This is a genomic window from Chakrabartyella piscis (assembly GCA_030067835.1).
GTDB lineage: Bacteria > Bacillota > Clostridia > Lachnospirales > Anaerotignaceae > Chakrabartyella > Chakrabartyella piscis.
In genome coordinates this window covers 2539061-2560833 of record CP092441.1, presented here as the reverse complement: position 1 = coordinate 2560833, position 21773 = coordinate 2539061, and the positions used below count along the sequence as shown (strand labels likewise).

General features: G+C 35.4%; 19 protein-coding genes. All 19 read left to right on the top strand.

Annotation, left to right across the window (positions count from 1 at the left end):
• Window positions 1-115 precede the first annotated feature (115 nt).
• Window positions 116-1126, top strand: coding sequence for a DNA topoisomerase (locus tag MJY40_RS11535; protein ID WP_317854391.1), 1011 nt, complete (start codon window positions 116-118; stop codon window positions 1124-1126).
• Window positions 1127-1159: 33 nt separating this feature from the next.
• A complete protein-coding gene (locus MJY40_RS11530) occupies window positions 1160-3001 on the top strand; it encodes a DUF4368 domain-containing protein (RefSeq protein WP_317854390.1) in 1842 nt (613 codons plus the stop codon).
• A gap of 2 nt (window positions 3002-3003) precedes the next feature.
• Window positions 3004-3390 (top strand): TnpV protein, encoded by a 387-nt coding sequence (locus MJY40_RS11525; RefSeq protein ID WP_317854389.1) that lies wholly within the window; start codon window positions 3004-3006, stop codon window positions 3388-3390.
• A gap of 85 nt (window positions 3391-3475) precedes the next feature.
• Complete coding sequence (locus MJY40_RS11520) at window positions 3476-3775, top strand: DUF3847 domain-containing protein (protein WP_317854388.1); 300 nt, start codon at window positions 3476-3478, stop codon at window positions 3773-3775.
• Between the two features lie 168 nt (window positions 3776-3943).
• Window positions 3944-5392, top strand: coding sequence for a MobQ family relaxase (gene mobQ, locus MJY40_RS11515; protein WP_317854387.1), 1449 nt, complete (start codon window positions 3944-3946; stop codon window positions 5390-5392).
• Between the two features lie 161 nt (window positions 5393-5553).
• Window positions 5554-5739 (top strand): helix-turn-helix domain-containing protein, encoded by a 186-nt coding sequence (locus tag MJY40_RS11510; RefSeq protein ID WP_317854386.1) that lies wholly within the window; start codon window positions 5554-5556, stop codon window positions 5737-5739.
• Between the two features lie 3 nt (window positions 5740-5742).
• Window positions 5743-7608, top strand: coding sequence for an HsdM family class I SAM-dependent methyltransferase (locus MJY40_RS11505; RefSeq protein ID WP_317854385.1), 1866 nt, complete (start codon window positions 5743-5745; stop codon window positions 7606-7608).
• The gene (locus tag MJY40_RS11500; RefSeq protein ID WP_317854384.1) at window positions 7598-8572 is read left to right on the top strand and encodes a restriction endonuclease subunit S; all 975 of its coding nucleotides are present in this window, start codon (window positions 7598-7600) and stop codon (window positions 8570-8572) included. Before MJY40_RS11505 ends, MJY40_RS11500 begins: the two co-directional genes overlap by 11 nt.
• Before the next feature lie 18 nt (window positions 8573-8590).
• Window positions 8591-8794 (top strand): hypothetical protein, encoded by a 204-nt coding sequence (locus MJY40_RS11495; RefSeq protein WP_317854383.1) that lies wholly within the window; start codon window positions 8591-8593, stop codon window positions 8792-8794.
• A gap of 92 nt (window positions 8795-8886) precedes the next feature.
• The gene (locus MJY40_RS11490) at window positions 8887-9069 is read left to right on the top strand and encodes a transposon-encoded TnpW family protein (protein WP_317854382.1); all 183 of its coding nucleotides are present in this window, start codon (window positions 8887-8889) and stop codon (window positions 9067-9069) included.
• A gap of 61 nt (window positions 9070-9130) precedes the next feature.
• Window positions 9131-9784, top strand: a complete 654-nt coding sequence (locus MJY40_RS11485; protein ID WP_317854381.1) for a DNA topoisomerase — start codon at window positions 9131-9133, stop codon at window positions 9782-9784.
• 84 nt (window positions 9785-9868) lie between these two features.
• Window positions 9869-10180 carry a hypothetical protein gene (locus MJY40_RS11480; RefSeq protein WP_317854380.1) on the top strand — a complete coding sequence of 104 codons (312 nt, stop codon included), beginning with the start codon at window positions 9869-9871 and terminating at the stop codon, window positions 10178-10180.
• A 52-nt stretch (window positions 10181-10232) separates the two neighbouring features.
• Window positions 10233-11429, top strand: coding sequence for a YodL domain-containing protein (locus tag MJY40_RS11475; protein WP_317854379.1), 1197 nt, complete (start codon window positions 10233-10235; stop codon window positions 11427-11429).
• Between the two features lie 19 nt (window positions 11430-11448).
• The gene (locus MJY40_RS11470; protein ID WP_317854378.1) at window positions 11449-11808 is read left to right on the top strand and encodes a DUF4316 domain-containing protein; all 360 of its coding nucleotides are present in this window, start codon (window positions 11449-11451) and stop codon (window positions 11806-11808) included.
• Between the two features lie 58 nt (window positions 11809-11866).
• Window positions 11867-12736 carry a BRO-N domain-containing protein gene (locus MJY40_RS11465; protein ID WP_317854377.1) on the top strand — a complete coding sequence of 290 codons (870 nt, stop codon included), beginning with the start codon at window positions 11867-11869 and terminating at the stop codon, window positions 12734-12736.
• 295 nt (window positions 12737-13031) lie between these two features.
• Window positions 13032-18836 (top strand): hypothetical protein, encoded by a 5805-nt coding sequence (locus tag MJY40_RS15710; RefSeq protein WP_465221463.1) that lies wholly within the window; start codon window positions 13032-13034, stop codon window positions 18834-18836.
• A gap of 85 nt (window positions 18837-18921) precedes the next feature.
• Window positions 18922-20454, top strand: coding sequence for an IS21 family transposase (gene istA, locus MJY40_RS11455; protein ID WP_317854376.1), 1533 nt, complete (start codon window positions 18922-18924; stop codon window positions 20452-20454).
• Window positions 20444-21166: an IS21-like element helper ATPase IstB gene (gene istB / locus MJY40_RS11450; protein WP_317854375.1), complete on the top strand. Its 723-nt coding sequence runs from the start codon at window positions 20444-20446 to the stop codon at window positions 21164-21166. The genes istA and istB overlap by 11 nt, the downstream gene beginning before the upstream one ends.
• Before the next feature lie 295 nt (window positions 21167-21461).
• On the top strand, window positions 21462-21695 hold the full coding sequence (locus MJY40_RS15645; RefSeq protein ID WP_416387486.1) for a winged helix-turn-helix transcriptional regulator: 234 nt from the start codon (window positions 21462-21464) through the stop codon (window positions 21693-21695).
• Window positions 21696-21773 lie beyond the last annotated feature (78 nt).

The window sequence follows — 21773 nt, the reverse complement described above, 5'->3', positions numbered from 1 at the left end:
TTCCAATTATGTAGTCAACGCTTGTGATGCTGGGCGTGAGGGCGAACTTATCTTTCGATTGGTATATAATCTATCGAAGTCTACAAAACCAACAAAAAGACTTTGGATTTCCTCGATGGAAGATAGTGCCATCAAGCAAGGTTTTGATAATTTAAAAGATGGTACCGATTTTGAACTGCTTTACAAAGCTGCTGCTTTACGCCAACAAGCTGACTGGCTTGTTGGTATCAATGGCACAAGGCTTTTTTCGTGCTTATATAATCAGCAATTAAATGTGGGTAGAGTCATGTCACCCACGCTTGCTATGATTGTGCAGAGAAATGCTGAAATCAATGCGTTTGCATCAGAACCTTTTTACAATGTTGTATTAACTTCAAATGGTGTGGCGTTTACTTCTGCAAAGTTTAAAGATAAAACACAAGCTGATGAAGTGCTAAAGGCTTGCGAAAATCAAAGCATTATCATTACAGAAGTAACCAAAAAGGAAAAGGTGGAGAAACCACCAAAATTGTATGACCTAACCACCTTGCAACGTGAAGCCAATCGAAAACTTGGTTTTACAGCCAATCAAACACTGGAGTACACCCAAAGCCTTTATGAAAAGAAACTTTGTACCTATCCTCGTACCGATAGCAAGTTTTTAACCGATGATATGGAGCATGGTTTGGGTGAAATTGTTGCAATTACAATGGATAAGCTACAAGTAAACACTATTGCACCAACAAATACAAGGCTTGTAATTGATAGCAGCAAGGTTACGGATCATCATGCGATTATTCCCACCAAAACTTTGAATGGCTTTGATACAAATAACCTACCACATGGAGAAAAAGAAGTTTTGACACTGATTATGTCAAGACTTCTTTCTGGTTTAGGGGACAATTTTAAATATAGCGAAACCATTATCTCGGCAAAATGTGGTGATGTGGAATTCGGCACAAAAGGTAAAACTATTATTGAGCAAGGTTTTAAGGTGTTTGATTTGAAAAATGATGATAAGCAAGAGGAAAACCCTTTGCCACTTGTGGCAGAGGGCGAAATTTTGGATATATCTTCATCTGAAATTAAAGTCGGCAAAACCTCCCCACCGAAACAATTTACCGACGATGTATTATGTAAAAGGTAGCTAAGAAACTATTAGAGAGAGAAAGGTGATTTTATGAGCAAAAAGACTAAGAAAAATGCTGTTACTGCCCTGTATTCAAGGCTTTCTCGTGATGATGAAATTATAGGGGATAGTAACAGTATTGTCAATCAAAAGAAGATGTTGGAGAAGTATGCAGAGGATAATGGGTATACAAATATTCAACATTTTTCGGACGATGGAATTTCGGGTGGTACATTTGATAGACCCTCTTGGAAACAAATGATTGAAGGTGTGGAAAGTGGAATAGTCACAACCATAATTACACGAGATTTGAGCAGAATAGGTAGAGATTATTTACAAGTTGGATTTTACACCGAAGTGATGTTTAGAGAAAAAGGAGTTAGATTTATCGCTATTGCAAACAATGTAGACAATAGCAAAAGAGAAAGTGCAGAGTTTGCTCCATTCCTAAATATTATGAATGAGTGGTATATTCGTGATACAAGTAGAAAAGTTACTTCTGTTCTTAGAGCAAGAGGTTCAGACGGAAAACATCATACCACCAATCACGCAATCTACGGTTATAAAAAATGTAAAGACAATCCAAGCCAATGGCTAATTGATGAACCTGCTGCAAGTGTAGTGAAACGAATGTTTCAAATGTGTATTGATGGGAAAGGTCCTTATCAAATTGCAAAGGTACTTACAGAGGAAAAAGTTGAAAGACCATCATACTATTTAGCACAAAGAGGAATGGGAAATCATATTTCAAATTACAAAGCCGAAGAACCTTACTTATGGAGAGGGACAACAGTTGCACATATGTTAAGCAAACCCGAATATATGGGGCATACTGTGAATTTTCGCACCTACAAAGATAGCTATAAAGATAAGCAACCGAAGAAAACAGATAAAGAAGATTGGATAATTTTCAAAGACACGCAAGAGCCTATTGTTGATGAAGCAACTTGGGAAACAGTACAAAAACTAAAGAAAACTAAGCGTAGAAGTGATACCATTGGAGAAGCCAATCCATTAACAGGACTTATGTATTGTGCTGACTGTGGAGCGAAAATGTATAATCATAGAGGTAGTGCTGGGTATGAACGAAATTGGTGTGGCGAAAAAACAGATAAAAAGCGACCTAATCGAGATGAATACAACTGTTCCACATATGACTTAGCAAGGCAAGATTACAGATTTGTACCTTGTACTCAGCATTATATTCGTACAGAAGCTATTAAAAATATTTTACTTGAAACTATACAAGAAGTTAGCAGATGTGTGCAGTTAGATGAAGATAAATTTATAAATGAAATCATCAATAAGACATCATCACAACAAGAAAAATCTGTTAATTCACTAAAGCAACAAATCACAAAGGATAATCGACGAGTAGTGGATTTGAACAGATTAATACGACAGCTTTATGAGGACAATGTTATTGGGAAGTTAAGTGATAAGCGTTTTAATTTAATGATTGAAGATTATGAAGAAGAACAAAAACAATTAGAGCAATCCATTGTGCAATCAGAAACTATGTTGAAGCAACTTAATGAGGATAGTTTTAATACTACAAAATTCGTTGAACTTATTAAGAAGTACACAGACATTAGCGAACTTACAACACCGATGATAAATGAATTTGTTGATAAGATTTTAGTACATGAGGGCAAATGGGAAAACCATCAAAGAACACAAGAAATAGAAATTTATTTGAATTTTATTGGCAAATTTGAAATTCCTAAAAAGGAAGTTGTATTGACGGAAGCAGAAATTTTGGAGCAACAAGCATTGCAGAAAAAGCGAGATAAAAAACGAGAATACAATTATCGTTATATGAGAAAACGCAGAGAAAAAATAAAATCGGAACAAGCCAAAATCAAGGCTGATGAAGAAAGTAAAGGAGCGTAATTATGGAACAAAGTATATTTGAAAAAATGGGTGGTACTTACATCAAAGTTGGCGATTATTATGTGCCAAACTTAGGGCAGTTTGAGGATGAAGAAGAAACAGATGATAGACCTTTAGGCAAGTACGGAATGTTGAGAAGAACATACCTTGAAGAACACAGAAAGCCTTTATACAATCATCTACTACTTAGTGGAGAATTACACTCCCACTTGCGTGATGTGAATGAGCAAGCACAGCAGATGATTGATACCCTACTACCCCAGTACAAAGCAAAGCAATGTGTCACAGAGGAATTAAAAGCAAGGGAACAACTCTTATGGGTGGGAATGGTAAACAACATCATAGCACAGATTGAGGAAATTATTTTTTCTGAAATAGTCTATGTATAATATCGGAAAAAGAGGTCGAGATCTTAACAGATTACGACCTCTTTTTCTATATTAAAAATCAAAAATAGAAAAGGAGCATTTCATTATGACGAAGAAAACAATCGTAGAGCAAATCAAAGAAACACAAATTGAAATTGAAAAAGCAAGAACAGAAAAGAAACAAAAGGAACATCAACTGGAGAAGTTGCAAAAGCGTGAACGAGAAAAGGAACGTAACAAACGCACACGCAATTTAATTGAAAAAGGTGCAATCTTAGAAAGCATCAATCCATCTATCCAATCCCTATCCAACGAGCAGTTAAAAGTATTCTTACAGCAAGCATTACAAAGCGAACGAGCATTACATTTGATTAGTAAAATGACGGAAACCGAAGATACGCAGTAGTTCCCTTGATTACAAGGGCGCACTTATACACCATTTAAAATGGTGCGTGCGTTCTGCGAAGCAATGGGGAGCTACTCTCCCCAAACCCCTTGTGTACTTTACGAAATGCCTACACCTTACGAGGTGTAATCATTTTCCTAAAGTCTGATAAATCGAAAGGAGTAATTTATGGCAATATTCCACCACTCAATCAAGCTGATAAGTAGAGGGAAAAGCAAGTCGGCAGTAGCTTCATCTGCATATCGTAGTGGCACTAAAATGACAAATGAATATGACGGAATTACCCACGACTATACAAGCAAAGGTGGTATCTATTCCAGTGCTATTCTTCTACCCTCTCACGCACCCAAAGAGTATGCAGACCGTAGCACTTTATGGAACGCAGTGGAGAAGATAGAAAAGCAACACAATGCCCAACTTGCACGAGATATTGAAGTGGCAATACCAAAAGAAATCCCCTCACATCTATGGCAAAGAATGTTGATTGATTATTGCAAAACCAATTTCGTTTCAAAGGGTATGATAGCTGATTTATCTATCCATAACAATGATGAAAATAACCCTCATTGTCACATCATGTTGACTGTTCGACCTATCAAAGAAGATGGAACATGGGGAGCAAAATCACACAAAGAATATATACTTGATGATAGTGGTAATCGCATTAAACTTCCAAGTGGAAATTGGAAGTCAACAAAAGTTGATACAATGGATTGGAACAGCCAAGACAACGCAGAAGTTTGGCGAGCAAACTGGAGTGAGCATTGCAATCTCTATCTTGAAAACTTAGGACATACAGAACGCATAGACCATCGAAGTTATGAAAGACAAGGCATTGACCAAGTTCCCACCATTCATATGGGTGTTTCAGCAAGTCAGATGGAGCAAAAAGGCATTGAAACAGATAGAGGAAATATCAATCGACAAATCAATGATGACAACAAGGAAGTTAAGATAATTAGGGCAAGAATTACAAGACTTATGAAGTGGCAACGAGAACTAGAAGTGCAACCATTAGACTTTTCAAGGGGAGAATTTAAGGCATCTATACTTGAAAAATTAAATACAAACAAAGGAATCATTAAAAATCAATACCAAACGACTAAAGACCTCAAAAATTATGTTAATGTATGGAATTTCTTACAAGCAAATGACATTGGAAATCTCGAAGAATTTAATGCAAAGATACAAGCGATGAATGATAGTTTCTACGCTGTTAAATCAGCGTTAAAGACCATTGAGAATGATATGGGCAAACTAGATAGGCAACTTGATTTATGGGCTAAATACGAGCAATTAAAGCCTATGAGGAAGAAGTATATGAAGTTGACGGGCAAAGAGCAAAAGGCTTTTTATGAGCAACATACAAATGAACTTGACCGAGCTGAAATCCTCAATTCTAAATGGGTGAAATTCACAAATAGTGGTGGAAAAATAAGCACTTCTACTTGGAAAAGAGAGCGTAAAGAATTAGAGCAATTAAGCAAAACTTGCGATGTGAAGATGAAAGCATATATAGAGGAATTAGAAAAAGCAGAGAAAATACAAAAAGCACTTGATGAATTGTTTGCCGATATAAAACAAATACCGACTAAGATTAAAGATGCTGAGAGGTAAAAAAGTTCCATAATGTCCTGCAAAGTACCACAAATAACTTTACATTCTATGTGAGAATATGGTATCATATATAGTGTTAATGAAAAGAAATGGAGCAAAATGGCTTTGTTATGCTTTTGATGTAGCACAGTCAATATAGCTATGAGGGAGGTTTTTTAATCATGGATAATGATATTTTAACAGTTAATCAAACTGCTCAATATTTACAAGTTTGCGATAAGACAGTTAGACGAATGATAGCAAGTGAAAAAATACCTGCATATAAGTTGGGTAAATCATGGCGTATTAAAAAGGTTGATATTGAACAGTTATTCAATGGTAAACAAAAGACTAATGAGGGGGAGTAAGTAATGGCTATCGAACAATACACAGAAAGCTTAACACTAAAAGAAATGAAGTGCGAACTTGGGTCAAATGCTTTTGGATATGTTTTCCCACAAGGAGATGTTTCAGATGTTGATAAAATTGAAATTCTGCTAAAAAAAGCTGGTGGAAAACCGAAAGAATGTGAATTAAATGACTTCTCAAAAGGTGGTAATGGAAAAGCTAAACCTGAATACATTATTACATTTAATGATGATACAAGTACTATTATTGTTGTCGAGTGCAAAAACACAGCAAAGAAACATGAAAGCATAAGCCTAAACAAACCAAATGCATATGCTGTCGATGGAGTACTATATTATGCAAAATTCTTAAAGGAAGAATATAACGTGATTGCAGTTGCAATTAGTGGAACAACTACAGCTAATATGAAAGTAAGTGCTTTTCATTGGTTAAAAGGGCAAGATAAATATATGCAACTTGATAAAGCAAGTGACATAATATTGGAGCCAAAAAACTATATAAAACTAACTAAGGGTGAAAAATTGCAAAAAGCTTATTCACTTGACGAAATTAGAACAACTGCTATTGATATGCATGAATATTTGAGAGAAATAAAAATGACAGAACGACATAAACCAATTTTCATAGCTGGTATTTTGATAGCCTTGAATGATGAAGATTTTGCCAAAAGCTACACTGCCTTACCATCTTTCACAAGTGTCATTAATAATGTTCAGTCAGCAATCGAAAATGTATTGAAAGATAGTGGCATCAAAAACAATAGAATTAATTATATAAAACAAGCATTTAAAAACTTATTAGACAACTCTAAGTTTTCAGCAATACAATTAGGGCATAAAAAGTCATTGACTTGGTACATTGAACAATTAGAAATGAAAATCAAGCCTATGATGGATTATGCAGATAATACTATTGATGCACTTGGTGTTTTTTATCATGAATTTATTAAGTATTCGGGTGGCGATGGTAGTGGCTTAGGCATTGTTCTCACACCACAGCATTTAACTGAATTTATGTGTGATGTGGCAGGAGTCAATAAAAACAGTAAAGTAGTTGATATATGTTGTGGATCAGGTTCATTCCTTGTGACTGCAATGAGTAAAATGTTCAAACAAGCAAATCCACAAGAAGCTGAAAGAATACGACAAGAAGGTTTGTATGGTGCAGAATTTGATGATGAATTATATACATTAGCAATTGCAAATATGATAATTCGCAAAGATGGAAAATCCAATATTCATTTTGGTGATTGTTTTGATAAAGCCATCACTAATCAACTGAAATCAAAGCAAATAAACATAGGACTGATAAATCCTCCTTATTCACAAAAAGATGTAGTAGAGCTCGAATTTGTGGAACATTTACTGGATATTCTTGTAGCAGGTGGTACTGGTGTTGTTGTTGTACCTATGAGTTGTGCTATCGGAACAAAATTTAAAGAGGTAAGAGAAAGGATTTTTAAGAAAAACACACTAAAAGCTGTTTTCTCAATGCCCGATGATATTTTCTACCCTACTGCAACTAATGTTTGTGTTATGGTTTGGGAAGCACATACTCCACACGACATAACACAAGAAACATTTTTTGGTTTTTGCAAAAATGATGGATTTGTAAAAAGAAAAAAGCTTGGAAGAATAGATGCATTAAACAAATGGGATAATATAAAAGCTGAGTGGCTCACGCTATATCGTAATAGAGATGTTAAGGACGGATTATCAGCAAGATATTGTGTTGCAAATACGGATGAATGGCTTTGTGAAGCATATATGAAAACAGATTATTCTACTTTGAAACAAGATGATTTTCAACAAACTATAAATGACTATTTAGCCTATCTAGTTAAGAAAGGTGATGTTTATGAAAGTTAATGTAAGTAATTGGAAAGAATTCCGAGTAGAAGATGTCTTTTTGTGTGAAACAACAAAAGCAGTAGATGTTCGCCTTCAAGAATTAGGTGGAACTCCCTATATTACAAGAAGTAAAGAGAGTAATGGTTGTAAAGGTTATTACAATTCAGAAGACAATCTAAACAAAGGGAATTGCATTACCATAGGTGCAGAGGGTGGTGTTGCATATTATCAAAACGATGACTTTATAGCTGGTGTAAAAGTATACACATTAAGAAGCAGTCGATTAAATATGCATAATGCTTTATTTTTAATTACAGTTCTAAATAAGCTAAGCTATTTATATTCTTATGGTCGAGCAAGAGTTTTAGAAAAAATCAAAAATGAGATGATTAAGTTGCCTGTAGATGATTCTGGTAATCCTGATTATTTATACATGGAAAATTATATTACTTCTCTTAATAATAGGCACATAACGACTAAGGTAGCAAAAGAAAAAAAATTAATTAGTGCATTGACGTGGACAGAGTTTCGGTTAGAGGATATTTTTAGTTTTAAAAAAGGAAAACGACTAACAAAAGCGGACATGATTGATGGTTCAACTAATTATTTAGGAGCAATAAGTGATAATAATGGTGTTCGCCAACATATTGATGTAGAAAAAAGTCAAATTTACACTGCTAATTGTATTACAGTAAATTACAATGGAAGCGTTGGAGAAGCGTTTTATCAATCAGAACCATTTTGGGCTTCTGACGATGTCAATGTCTTATATGCAAAAAATTGGGAAATGAACAAATATAATGCAATGTTTATTATTACAGTGATAAAAGCCAATAAGTATCGTTTTAGCTATGGTAGAAAATGGACATTAGAAAAAATGAAAGAAAGTATAATTAAGTTACCAATATCTCAACCCAATGTACCTAATTTCGATTACATGGAGCAATATATAAAAAAGCTGTCGTATAGCGATAGAATTTAACAAGGAGAAGGAATGAATATGAAAGATATGTTATTGGAAGTTGATGCCGAAACTTTTCAGCTATCCACAATGAATGGACTGATTTTTAATGTTGAGCCTTTTGATATAACTATATGCTGTACTTGGACACCAACTGCAAGTATTGAAATTAAAAAAAGCACCAATGGTATAATTTGTATAAATTTAGAAAACCATCAGAAAGTTAGAGTTACAAAAATTTAAAGTATTCAACACAAAAAATAAACAAGGCATAAAAAGGCGGATCTAAGTGATTCGTCTTTTATTATGCCCAAATACAGAAAGGAACAGACTATATGACAGAGCAAATAACAAATAAAACAATAAACGCTCCCCCACAAGGTACATTCACCCATAAAATTGGTAAAACCACTTACGTAGTCAGTGTACATTCCAGTCAAACGAGCAAAGAAACCTTGCAAGATAAGATGGAGAGATTGATTAAAAACGAATGTGTAAGTCTTGTAAATCAAGAATAGATAGTATATTTTCTTAAACTACCCTTGACAAAACGCAACCGAAGATACAATTTTATCGGCTATGGAGAATGCTGGACGTGATGAAGATATTGAAAAAGAGTTTTGTGGGATTGGAACACCAGCCACTCGTGCAGGAGTTCTTGAAAAACTTGTAAATATCAAATTGCTTGAACGCAAAGGCGATAAAAAAACAAAGTACCTTGTACCAACAGATAAAGGCACTGCCCTGATTACGATTTTGCCTGAAAGCATTGCTTCTCCACTTACCACTGCAACATGGGAAGAAAAATTAAAGTGTATTGAACTTGATGAAATTTCTCCTGATGAGTTTTTAAGTGAGATTAAAGGCATGGTTAAAACTCTTGTAGGCACTTATGAAATGGCAAAAGGCAGTGATGCTCTATTTCCACGCACCAATGGTGGCAAAGACATTGGGAAATGCCCTCGATGTGGGAAAGATGTTCTTGAAAATAAAAAGGGATATTGTTGTGAAGATAAGGCTTGTGGCTTTGCCCTTTGGAAAGAAAACAAGTTTTTCACTGCAAAGAAAAAGACCTTTACTGAAAAAATGGCAAAGGACTTGCTAACCACTGGAAAAACAAAGCTAACAGGCTGTTATTCTGAAAAAACAGGAAAGAAATACGATTGCATGGTATTACTTGATGATACTGGTGGTAAGTATGTGAATTTTAAGATGGAATTTGGGAAAAAGTAGTATATGGCTTTACTTTATAATTACTCAAATGTATAATTATAATAGCGAACAAAACAAATTTCATTTATAAGTGGGTGTAAATAAATGTCAAGAAAAAATCACAAAATGGTTGATGGCAGATTATTGCAAACGGATAAAAAATTCTCTGCATTAAAAGCCAAGCAAAAAGAAAAAATTACAAATTGGTTACTAACTGAGTATTTATCCATAGTAGAACAAAAGCAAAGATTATTGAAAAAATCAGAAAAGGAAATGATTGTAGATAATGTGTATGAAAAAATACAAGAGGCTGAAATATGGATACCATACTACGAGGTTAGAAATTATTTTAGTAGTAAATTAAATAAATGGAATAACAAGTATGTTCCTAAAAAACCAAATCAAATAAATGGCTAGTCACTTCTTCGGAGGTGACTTTTTTGTTGAAAAAATTATGAGGAGAAGCAATATGCAAATAGAAAATTTAACACCTGAAGAAAAACTTGCGAAAGAAATGCAAGAAGAAAGAGCAGCATACAAGCTGGACAATGGATATTTCTCAATCGAGGAACATACGGAAGGTTGGGATTACAACTTTTATGATCAAAATATGGTGGTAACTGATGGTGGTGTCTATGATGATACCACCATTTCCATTACCGAAGCTATCAACAGTATTTTAGATGGCGAGGTGTTTGTTGGGAAAGATAACTTGCTTAATCGAACTGCACCAATGCTTGATTTTGAAGAATTTTGGGAAGAAAAAGACAATTGTGAGCAAGAACATACACAGTCACAATTAAAGGAGTTTGCCTTTGAGAAAAACGAAGATAAGTCTTATTCCATATATCAGCTGAAACACAGTGATTACACGAGAGATTTTCGCTTTGAGGGTGTTGCTCATTTAGAGCGAAAAAACATTGACATTGAAAAGAGCAATTTCAACAATGTCTACACTGGAAGTTTTGATGATAGCTTAAAGGATTTATCGAAGAATGAAAAACTAAATAGCCTTTTTGAAAAATTCAATATCAATCACCCACAAGATTTTACAGGGCATAGCTTATCTGTTGGTGATGTCATCGGCTTAAAGGAAAATACCCAAGTGTCATATCATTTTGTGGATAGTTATGGTTTTAAAGAAGTTCCATTTGAAAATGTGGTGGAGCAAGTTCACGAAGTAGATACAAAGGCACATCTAGTAGAACTTGTAGGCATTGCAAAAGATGATACAAAAAGCCTTGTAGATGTACTTTCCAACGATAGTTTTGCAAGAGATGAACTTGCAAAGGCTATTAGCATTGCAAATTTGCAAGAGGAACTGGAGGGCAACTTTAGCTTTGAAGATGTGGCAAAACTCAATTCCTATTGCCGTGATGTATGGCTAAAAGTAGATGAAGTGTCATTTGAAAAAATCAAAGATTTTGCTACGGCTGCTATCAATGAAAATCGTGCAAGCATAGATGAAATTATCTCTATCACACGCAGCGAATTTGGCTCTGCGGTGCTTGATAACGACACATATATCTTATCAGAACTGTTTCCAAAGGAGAGTAACGAACAACTTCTCACACCTGATAGCGATAATATTAAAGTGGATGGTCATATCGGTACTTGGTATGTAGTGGATACAGAAAAAATTGATGGTAAGGACGTTCTTGCTTGAACACGAAGAACATGGAGATATGGCACCGAATGTGATTGTAGATGGTATTGGAAATTTGATATTAAGTGATGTCTACAATGGCTTTGATGATTTGAGGGATCATTTTGATAGCATGATTGAAAATTCTCTTGCTACAGTTGAAAAATCACAAGAACAGAACTATAATATGATAGATGGAGTGATAAACAACGTGGAAAAAGATGATGTTTTAGAGGAATTAAAACAAGCACAAACCGAGGTTAAAGCCGAAAAAGAAGAACGCAAAAAAGCTGATACACCTGAAAAAAGACCATCAGTTTTAGCAAAACTTCGTGAAGCCAAAGAGCAAGTCATGCAAAATGACAAGCAGAAAGAAAAAAATAAAGATGTGGAAAGGTAGAATTTTTTGACAATTTATGCTATAATATTATATCGGTTTTAAATAGGAGGTTTTTAAAATGTCAAACGATATAGAACTTTTTGAAGATAAAAATATTCGTACAGCTTGGGATAATGAAGCTGAAAAGTGGTATTTCTCTATTGTAGATGTTGTTTCGGTTTTAACTGAGCAAGAAAGTGCAAGAAGTGCAAGTACATATTGGGCAGTATTAAAAAAACGATTAAAAGATGAGGGAAATCAACTGCTTACAAATTGTAAGCAGTTGAAAATGAAAGCAAGTGATGGTAAAAATCGTCTTACCGATGTAGCTGATACAGAACAGTTACTCCGTATTATTCAATCTATCCCATCGCCAAAAGCAGAGCCTTTTAAGATGTGGCTTGCTCGTGTTGGTGCAGAGAGAATTGATGAAACCATTGACCCTGAACAAGCGATTGATAGAGCCTTTGAAACATATCTTAAAAAAGGTTATACAAAAGAATGGATTGGGCAACGCTTACTTAATATTAAAATCCGCAATAATCTTACTGATGAGTGGGATAATCGAGGTGTGAAAAAAGGCATTGAATACGCTATTTTAACCGATGAAATTACAAAGGCTTGGGCTGGCGTTTCAACAAGAGCATATAAGGATTTAAAAGGACTTAAAAAAGAAAATTTGCGTGATAATATGACCGACCTTGAACTTGTTTTAACTATGCTTGCCGAAGCTACAACAACCGAATTATCAAAAGTACATAAGCCACAAGGCTTAGAAGAAAATAAAAAAATTGCACGACGTGGTGGCAATGTTGCTGGTGATGCAAGAAAAAGTATTGAAGCTGATACAAGCAAACCAGTTTTGAGCGATAAAAAAGCAAGTGATTTTAATGAGTTAATTTCAGATATTATAACTGGAATTTTACCTGAAGAAAAAGACAAAAAATAATTTAATAACCCTAAACCATAAAGCCATTACGAGGACTAAAAACCTTGTAATGGCTTTTTTGCGTTTTGTGGCAAAATTAAGGAGGTAAACAATAACGATGAGCAGTAAATTACAGCAGATGACACAGCTTTTTGCTGAAACAAAAGAAGATGTCACCAAAAATATTGACAACTGGCAAGGCTACCTTACTACTGCAAGCAGGCTATATAAATATAACTTCGATGATCAGATTTCCATTCACGCACAAAGACCTGATTCCACTGCTTGTGCCACGATGGAACTTTGGAATGGGAAAATGAATCGTTGGGTAAAAAGTGGTAGTAAAGGAATTGCCTTAATCAAACATAATGCAGGGCAAAAACCAAGACTTGAATATGTTTTTGAAGTTTCTGATACAAGAGCAGTGGAAGGTGCAAGATACCCCTATCTTTGGGAAATGAAAGAAGATTATCACCAGCCAATTTTAAATGCTATGACAGAAATGTATGGGGATACTTCTCAAAATAGTTTTGCAGAAAGTTTGATGGAATTTGCAGAACGAAGTGTGGGAGAAAATTACAGAGAATTTCTGCATGACCTCACCTATGATTTGGAAGATAGTTTTTTAGAAGAACTTGATGATTTAAATATCGAAGTAAACTTTAAAGACGCACTTACAGTTAGCACACAATATATGGTGCTTTCAAGATGTGGATTAAATCCTATGGACTATCTTGAAGATGAAGATTTTCACAGTGTTATGGAATTTAATACACCTGAAGTTCTATCACATCTGGGCAATGCTCTCAATGTAACATCTAGTGAAATGTTACTAAAAATCGGCGATATTGCACGAAATATTGATAGAGAAAATATGCGTGAGAAAGTTGCAATTTCAAAGGAAATAGAGTATACTAAGAATATAGAATTTAGTACTTTAAAGCAAGAAAGCGAAAATATAAAAGGAGCGAATGAACATGAACAATCTAACCTATCAAAAGAATGGCGATTACCAAATTCCGAACTTGACACTGGGACTAGAGGACTACCCAGAAACAGTGGGCAAATATGGACTTCTGAGGGAAACACATCTCAAGAACCACCGACGAGGAACATACAGCCGAATGCTGACAGACGGGAGTCTGTGGCCACATCTATGCGAGATAGACAAGCAAGCGACGGATCAAGTGGACTTGATGATGGAGCAAATGATGAAGTCACAGAACGTAACGGAAGAACTGAAAGCCAAGGATCAGATGTTATGGGTGCAGATGGTAACAAATATCAAAGCACAGGCAGAGGAAGTAGTTCTAAGGGAAATGATTTACTGCTAGACTTTGTCACAACCGATGAAAAATCAGAGGAATATTTAACAGCAATTCTAAGCCATGATACCCACTTTAAAAATAAGCTGGAAGAAATTTCAGCTTATTTTTCTGCAAATTTTTCAGGTGATAAACGAGCCGAATATATGTCAAAAAACTTTGGTGATGCCTTTGTGGAGATTATGCACGAAGATACACGGCTTGGGTATAAAGCGAATGATAATGGACTTACTGTTTGGAAAGGCTCTTACCTATCACGAGAAGCCGAAAGCACTCTATCTTGGGATTTGGTGCAAGGTTTAACCAATAATATGGTGTTGCCATCTTTTAGAAAAGAGCAAGCAGAAAAAACAACACAAATATCATTATTCCCATCAGTGGAAGAACAAATTGAAAATATTGCTACAGCTAAGACAGAGGAACAATCTTCTGTCTTTTCTTTTGCTCAAAATGAGATTATGGTTAACAGTGCCATTCCCCTTGATGTTGTGGATAAAATTCTAAGCACAGGCAACAATGAACTCACGAAATTCAATCTTCCACTTATTGCTGGGCATTTCGCCTATACTACCGATTTGGGGGACAATACGAAGTTTTTACAAAAGCATTATAGTGTCGGTGGCAAAGGTTTTGATATTGATGGACAGAAATATGCTGTATGGTTTGATGAAACAGGTATGCAGATAGCTAAAGGCACATCAGTTAGGTTATCTCGCAGTAAAATCACTCTTTCGTGGGAACAAGTAGCCGAAAAAGTGCGTGGACTTTTGGAAGATGGGCGATTTGTAAGCAATGATATTTTAGATAAGTCCCATGAAAGCTATATGCACCGTATTGCCACCGATTATTCATATATGTATCGTGATAGAGATGATGGCTATAAAAATGAAAAACTTGACAATATCGTCACTCGTTTTGGCTACCCTGATTGTCTTGTGGAAATTTCAGAGCATTTCAAAGATAGCAATAAATTCGCTGATATGAACGCTGGCTTGGAGCAAATGATACAAGACCACGAAAATACAGATGGTGGCATTATGCGTTTTAGAAGTGCCACAAGAAATCTATATCGTATGGCTGATATCATTAAAGATATGAATAATGTGCCTATCAACTTCCCTCCTACTCATGAAGATTTTGAAAGAACAAGGACATCCTTTATCACGCAAGATGAAATGGATTATTACTTTATCGGTGATAGCAACCATCTTAATGATAGAAAAGTGGATAACTACTTGTTTTTCACAAGTGGTAAAAACAATGCTGAAAAAGCAGAGTTTCTTAAAAATCAACATGGAATCGGTGGTCACGCTGGCGGTGGTGTTAGCACTATGTCAAGTGCCAAAGGGTTAGAATATAAGCGTGAGGACGATTTTAAGGCATACGAGGTTAAAAATATAAACTATGGGCAAATGGCAAAGCAAATTGATGGATATATCAGAGAAAATCGTTATCTAAACGAGATTGAAAAGGCACATATCCCACAGCTTACAAAAGAAAAACTTGCAGTATCCATCAAAACTTTTTACGCCTATGCACCAAAGGATATGGAGCGACCTTTTGATACAAAAAATGATTATTATTGGGACAATGTAAAAGAAATTGCAGAACAGATTGACGATACAGATTTTACCGATAATCTTTTAGAGCAAATGCAATATGCCCTTGATCACACACTGTCTGATGAGCGTGGTTTTGATGATATGCAAAAAGCTTTTGATAATTTGACAGCTTATAAAAACGGAACGTATGAAGTCTATCCATCAAAAAGTCAAAGGTTGATACCTGTAACGCAAACTGAAAAAGTGGTAGATGAAAATGACATCACTTCCCTTGCAAGAAAACTTGAAAACAAAAGACAGCCTACACTTCTAGCCGATGAATTTGGGCAATTAAGTCTTGATTTTTCTGCACCTGTGCCAGTGGAAGAAAGTGTTTTGGATACAGAAGAAGTAACCACCGTTCAAAGTATTTTGCAAGATAAAGGTTTCGTTGTTTCAGAAGAATTTATTGAATATGCAAAAGAGCAACTTGATGAAAAAGCTACAAATGATGAGATTGCTGAAAAAGTGATTGCAATTACTGTGGAAGATGAAAAAGAAACAGCACCAGTGCTAACAGATGAAGTGGTTGTGTCGGAAGATACGACCCCTATTACACCTACACCACAAGACCCTGTACAAGCAGATACAATTAAAAGACAAGAAAAAATTGTGCAAGGTGAACAGAGTGGCATTGCCTTTTTAGAAGCAAAGGTAAAATATCCTAATGATGTAATCGGTGTTGCAGCTGGAGAACTACTGTTATTTTATGGCAAAGATGCTGAACTTGTCGCACCTATTCTTGGTAGCAAATTATTAGAACGCACCTTGCCTGAACTTGGTAGCAGTAAAATCACTGGTACAAAGATAGAAAATCAAAACAGTGCTTTTGATAAATTATCCCTAAAAGGCATTGATTTTAAAATCTTAGATGATACCGATGGAACATACAAAGTTGCAAAGGAAAACAAAGCAAGTGAGTTTATTCCTCTTGGAACGGAGATTGAATATGAAGGTAAAACTTTAACAGTTGAGCGTGTAGACTATGGGTATGGAGATGTCTATATGCGTGATGTAAACTCCGTTCTTCCAGTGCTGAAAACATATCCTGTAGAACAAGTACGAGAACTTTATTTAGAGCAAGATAACAGCGTATTTCTTGATTATATTGAAGAAGCTGAAAACGAACTTGCAAAAGCTGAAACAAATGCACCTGATATTCTTTTCTTCAACGATTTCAAAGACCTTGACCTTGATTACTCGAAATACAAAGACCAAGATGTTATAGGCTATAACGCTGATGGTGTCAAATACACAGTTGGTAAAAGTGGCAATTTGGTTTACACCACACAAACCACTTCCATCACACCTTATGGAGAGATTTTAGGCGATAATATGACACCTGAAATCTATGAAAAGTTTCAGGCTTGGAAAGCTGAACAAGACAGTGTTTCTTTTGACTTCGATGGTGGTACTTTGGAATTTACCCCACCACAAAAAGAAACAACAGAGCCTATCATTGACAATACACCTAAAATCAACTTTAAAATTACAAATGATGATTTGGGTGTAGGCACTGCAAAAGAAAAGTTTGCAAGAAATATCTTAGCCATTGAAATACTCAAAACCATTGAAAGTGAACACAGACGTGCAACACCTAAAGAACAACAGATTTTACATGAATATGTTGGTTTTGGTGGTTTAGCAGAAGCCTTTGATGATAGTAAAACAGCGTGGTCAAGTGAATATACACAGCTTAAAAACCTACTAACCGATGATGAATACGAAAAAGCAAGGGCAAGCACCTTAAATGCTCACTACACCTCACCTGTGGTTATTCGCTCCATGTATGAAGCCTTAGAAAATATGGGTGTACCTACCGATGGCAATATGCTAGATCCTGCACTTGGAAGTGGTAACTTTTTTGGTATGCTCCCTCAGACAATGGCAGATACCAAACTATATGGTGCAGAACTTGATAGCCTAACAGGTAGAATTGCAAGTCAGCTTTACCCTAACGCAGATATTCATATCAAGGGGTATGAAAAAACAAATTTCCCTGATAACTTCTTCGATACTGCTATTGGAAATGTACCTTTTGGTAACTATGGCATAGCTGATAAAAGGTATGACAAGCAAGGTTTTTTAATCCATGATTATTTCTTTGGTGCAACTCTTGATAAAGTTCGTACAGGTGGTATCATTGCCTTTATTACAAGCAAAGGGACATTGGATAAACAAAGTAGTTCGGTGCGTGAATATCTAGCACAAAGAGCCGATTTATTAGGTGCAATTAGACTTCCAAACACTGCATTTAAGGCAAATGCTGGCACAGAGGTAACATCGGATATTATCTTCCTACAAAAGCGTGACCATGCACCTGAAACAATGCCATCTTGGGTAAATGTTGTAGAAAATGAAGATGGTGTTACCCTCAACCAATATTTCATTGATAACCCACAAATGATTATGGGCGAAATGGCTATGGTAAGTGGATCGTTTGGAATGGAGTCTACTTGTAACCCTAATGTAGATAGTCCACTAGCAGAGCAACTGCAAAATGTTATTACCCACCTTGCAGAACCTAATAAGGAACTGCTAAATCAAAAGGTGCAAACTGATGATAAAGAAGTGGATACTTCTATCAGTGCCACTCCTGATGTTAGAAATTTCAGTTATACTCTTGTAGATGACAAGGTGTATTTTAGAGAAAATAGCCGAATGAGCGAAGTTTTACTTTCGGATAAAGACAATGTGAAAATGAAAGATTTGCTTGCTGTTCGTGATAAAACAAGAGAAATTATTGAAATGCAACTTGATGAGTGTTCCGATGAACAGTTGCAAAAGGCACAAGCTGAACTGAACACCCTTTATGACAATTACAATAAAAAGCACGGTTTAATCAATTCAAGGACAAGTAAAAAACTATTTTTAAATGATGTTAGTTACCCACTGCTATGCTCCCTTGAAAAATTAGATGAAGAACGCAATTTAAAAGGCAAAGCCGATATTTTTACCAAAAGGACAATTAAAAATTCTGTTAAAGTAGCAAGTGTTGACACTCCAAGTGAAGCACTTGCTATTTCTATTGCGGAAAAAGCTGGTGTAGATCTTGGCTTTATGACAAGTTTACTAGGAGAAAAATTTACTACCGATGAAGTGATAGAAAATCTAAAAGGTATTATCTTCAAAGACCCACTGCATTGTTGTTTAATGTATAATAAAACTGTAACAAAGTGCAACCAGAAAGTGTAACACCCCTTGCAATAAAAAGGCCATTGTAACACCCCTCTAAATCCGTTATCCTTGAGTTTGACAAGAACCAAGGAGGAAGAAAGGAATGCTATCAATGGACGATATTAAGTATATCAAAAGATTGTATGAAAAGGAAGATGTTTCAATCAGAGAAATCATGAGACGAACTGGTTATCACTATGAAACAATCAAAAAATATTTGGAATTAGAAGATTTTAATGAGCCATTATATCCACCACTCATTAGACCCTCATTATTAGAACCGCTTAAGCCTATTATTGATGAATGGCTAACAGCTGATTTGACAGCACCTAGAAAACAACGACACACAGCAAAACGTATCTTTGAGCGATTACAAGAAGAATATCCTGAACAATTAGAAGTAAAGTTGCGAACAGTACAGGCTTATGTTTCAGAAAAGAAGAAAGAATTATTTCATGCACAGGAAAATAAAGCGAAGCTCCCTTTATATCATCCACCAGGGGAAGCACAAGTAGACTTCGGTCACTTCTCTTATTTTAATAATGCTGGTGAAATGATAGATGCTCTAAAACTAACCGTTTCGTTTCCATATAGCAACAAAGCTTACTGTCAAATCTTTGGAGGCGAAAATCAACAATGTTTACTACAAGGTATGAAAAATATATTTGAATATATTGGTAAAATACCTTATCGCATGGTATTTGATAATCTTTCGACTGCTGTTGCACATGTAGGAAAAGGACATGAACGTACTCTTACAGAAGGATTTAAGCGTTTCTGTGAACATTATAAATTCGAAGCTGCATTTTGTAATAGTGCGGCAGGATGGGAAAAAGGTAATGTAGAAAATAAAGTTGGTTACGAACGTAGAAATATGTTTGTTCCAATCCCTACTATACTAGATTTCAGTGAATTTAATCGAGAGCTATTGAAACGTTGTGATAAGGATGGTAATCGAGAGCATTATGTAAAGGAACTATCTATAAACGACTTATTTCAAGAGGAACTGGTGGAAATGTTACCACTAAATTCCATTCCATATGAAGTATTTATATTAGAAACAAGAATCACTGATAATTGGGCAAAATGTTCTTTTGATGGAAATCGTTATTCTACATCTCCACAATACAATAAACAGACCATTTATCTAAAAGTAACCAGTGATACTGTAATTGTAATGAATGAAAAGTACGATGTAATCGTAGAACATCCTCGTCTCTATGGTAAGGGACGTGAGTCTATGAAATGGCTTCCATACTTAAATCTAATGAGTCGAAAGCCAATGGCGATGAAATACACCAGTTTTTATGAAGAACTGCCAGATAATTGGCAAAAATTCTTACGTAATCAAGATACTGATGGTAAACGCAAAGGCTTAGCAGCATTACATACTATGCTGCTGAAACACGACCTGCATACTGCATCTGCTGCATTAACTTATGCATTAGATAACGGAGTACATGATGCTGATAGTATTTTATCAGCATATCGAACGATTACATCACCGATGCAGCAACTGCAACCAATGCAAGTGCAACAGCTGCATAAGGATATACAAGATGTTCCGAGCTTTCCAGTTAACAATCATAAATATGATGACCTCTTTACAAAGGGGGGAGTTGCTCATGCGGGATAAAATATATGAATGTTGCAAAGAGTTGAGATTAAGTGCAACATTTGCAGACAATGCAGTTACACTTTCAGGGGACACACATCAAGAGTATTTAGTGAAAGTATTACAGGCAGAGCAAGAATATCGAAATAATAAAAGAAAAGAATTACATTTAAAACAGGCAGGGTTTGACGGGTTGAAGACCTTTGAGAATTATGATTTTGAAAAAATCGTTATCCCTAGTGCATTGAATACGGAAAATCTTAAAACAGCTGCATTTTTGGAACAAAAACAAAACCTGATATTGTACGGAAGAAATGGTGCAGGCAAGAGTCATATGGCAACAGCCATAGGAGTAGAAGCCTGTATGCAAGGTAAAAAAGTAAAGTTTTACAAGACAGCAACACTTGTAAATGAGTTATTGGATGCAAAAGCAGATGGATCCTTAACTAGAATGCTTAAGAGATTAAGTAAAATAGATTTATTAATATGCGATGAATGGGGATATCTCCCCTTCGGAGCTGAAGGTTCGCAATTATTATTTCAAGTAATTGCCGACTGCTATGAGAAAAGAAGTTTAATCATTACAACGAATATCGAGTTCAGTAAATGGAATAGCATCTTCTATGATGAACAATTAACCGCTGCACTCATAGACCGTTTGGTCCATCACAGTCACTTAATTGTGTTCGATAGAGAGAGCTGGAGATTCGAACATTCGTTGATGAAAATATAGTAACTATTAACCCAATATAGGTGTTACACTTTTGCATTGCATTTTGTTACACTTTGGGGTTGCAAAATACAGGGATGTGGGTTGCGATAAAGCGATATATTTATTCTTAGTGGCATTTTAAGGAATTAGATTTATCTGAAAAACAGTCGACGGGTATTCCCACTATTTTGTCAGAATTAAAAAAGAATGGTTCGCTGATGCCAAAGTTTGAAACAGATGAAGAGAGAAATTATTTGGAAACAACAATTAAAATTAGAGATGATTTTGAAGCGAAAGTCAACTTCAATCAAAAAAAATGAGCGAAGTTCTGAGCGAAGTTTTGAAACCAAAAGACTATGAGAAAGTTGAAATAATTATAGAGGTGCTTCAAGAAAAGGGTAATATCACTCCAAAGGAAGCGGAATTAGCGTGTAAAAAGTCACCAGCTACATCAAGAAGATATATGAAAATGTTAGTGGAAACTGGTTATGTATTTCAAGAAGGTAGTACGAATAGTATGCTATATAAAATAAGATACCCTGTGTCTTGAAATGTTGACAGATTTTGATGAAAAGGAAAATGTTTTTACCAAAAATCAAAAAAGTGATTTTCAGGTGTTACAAAAATG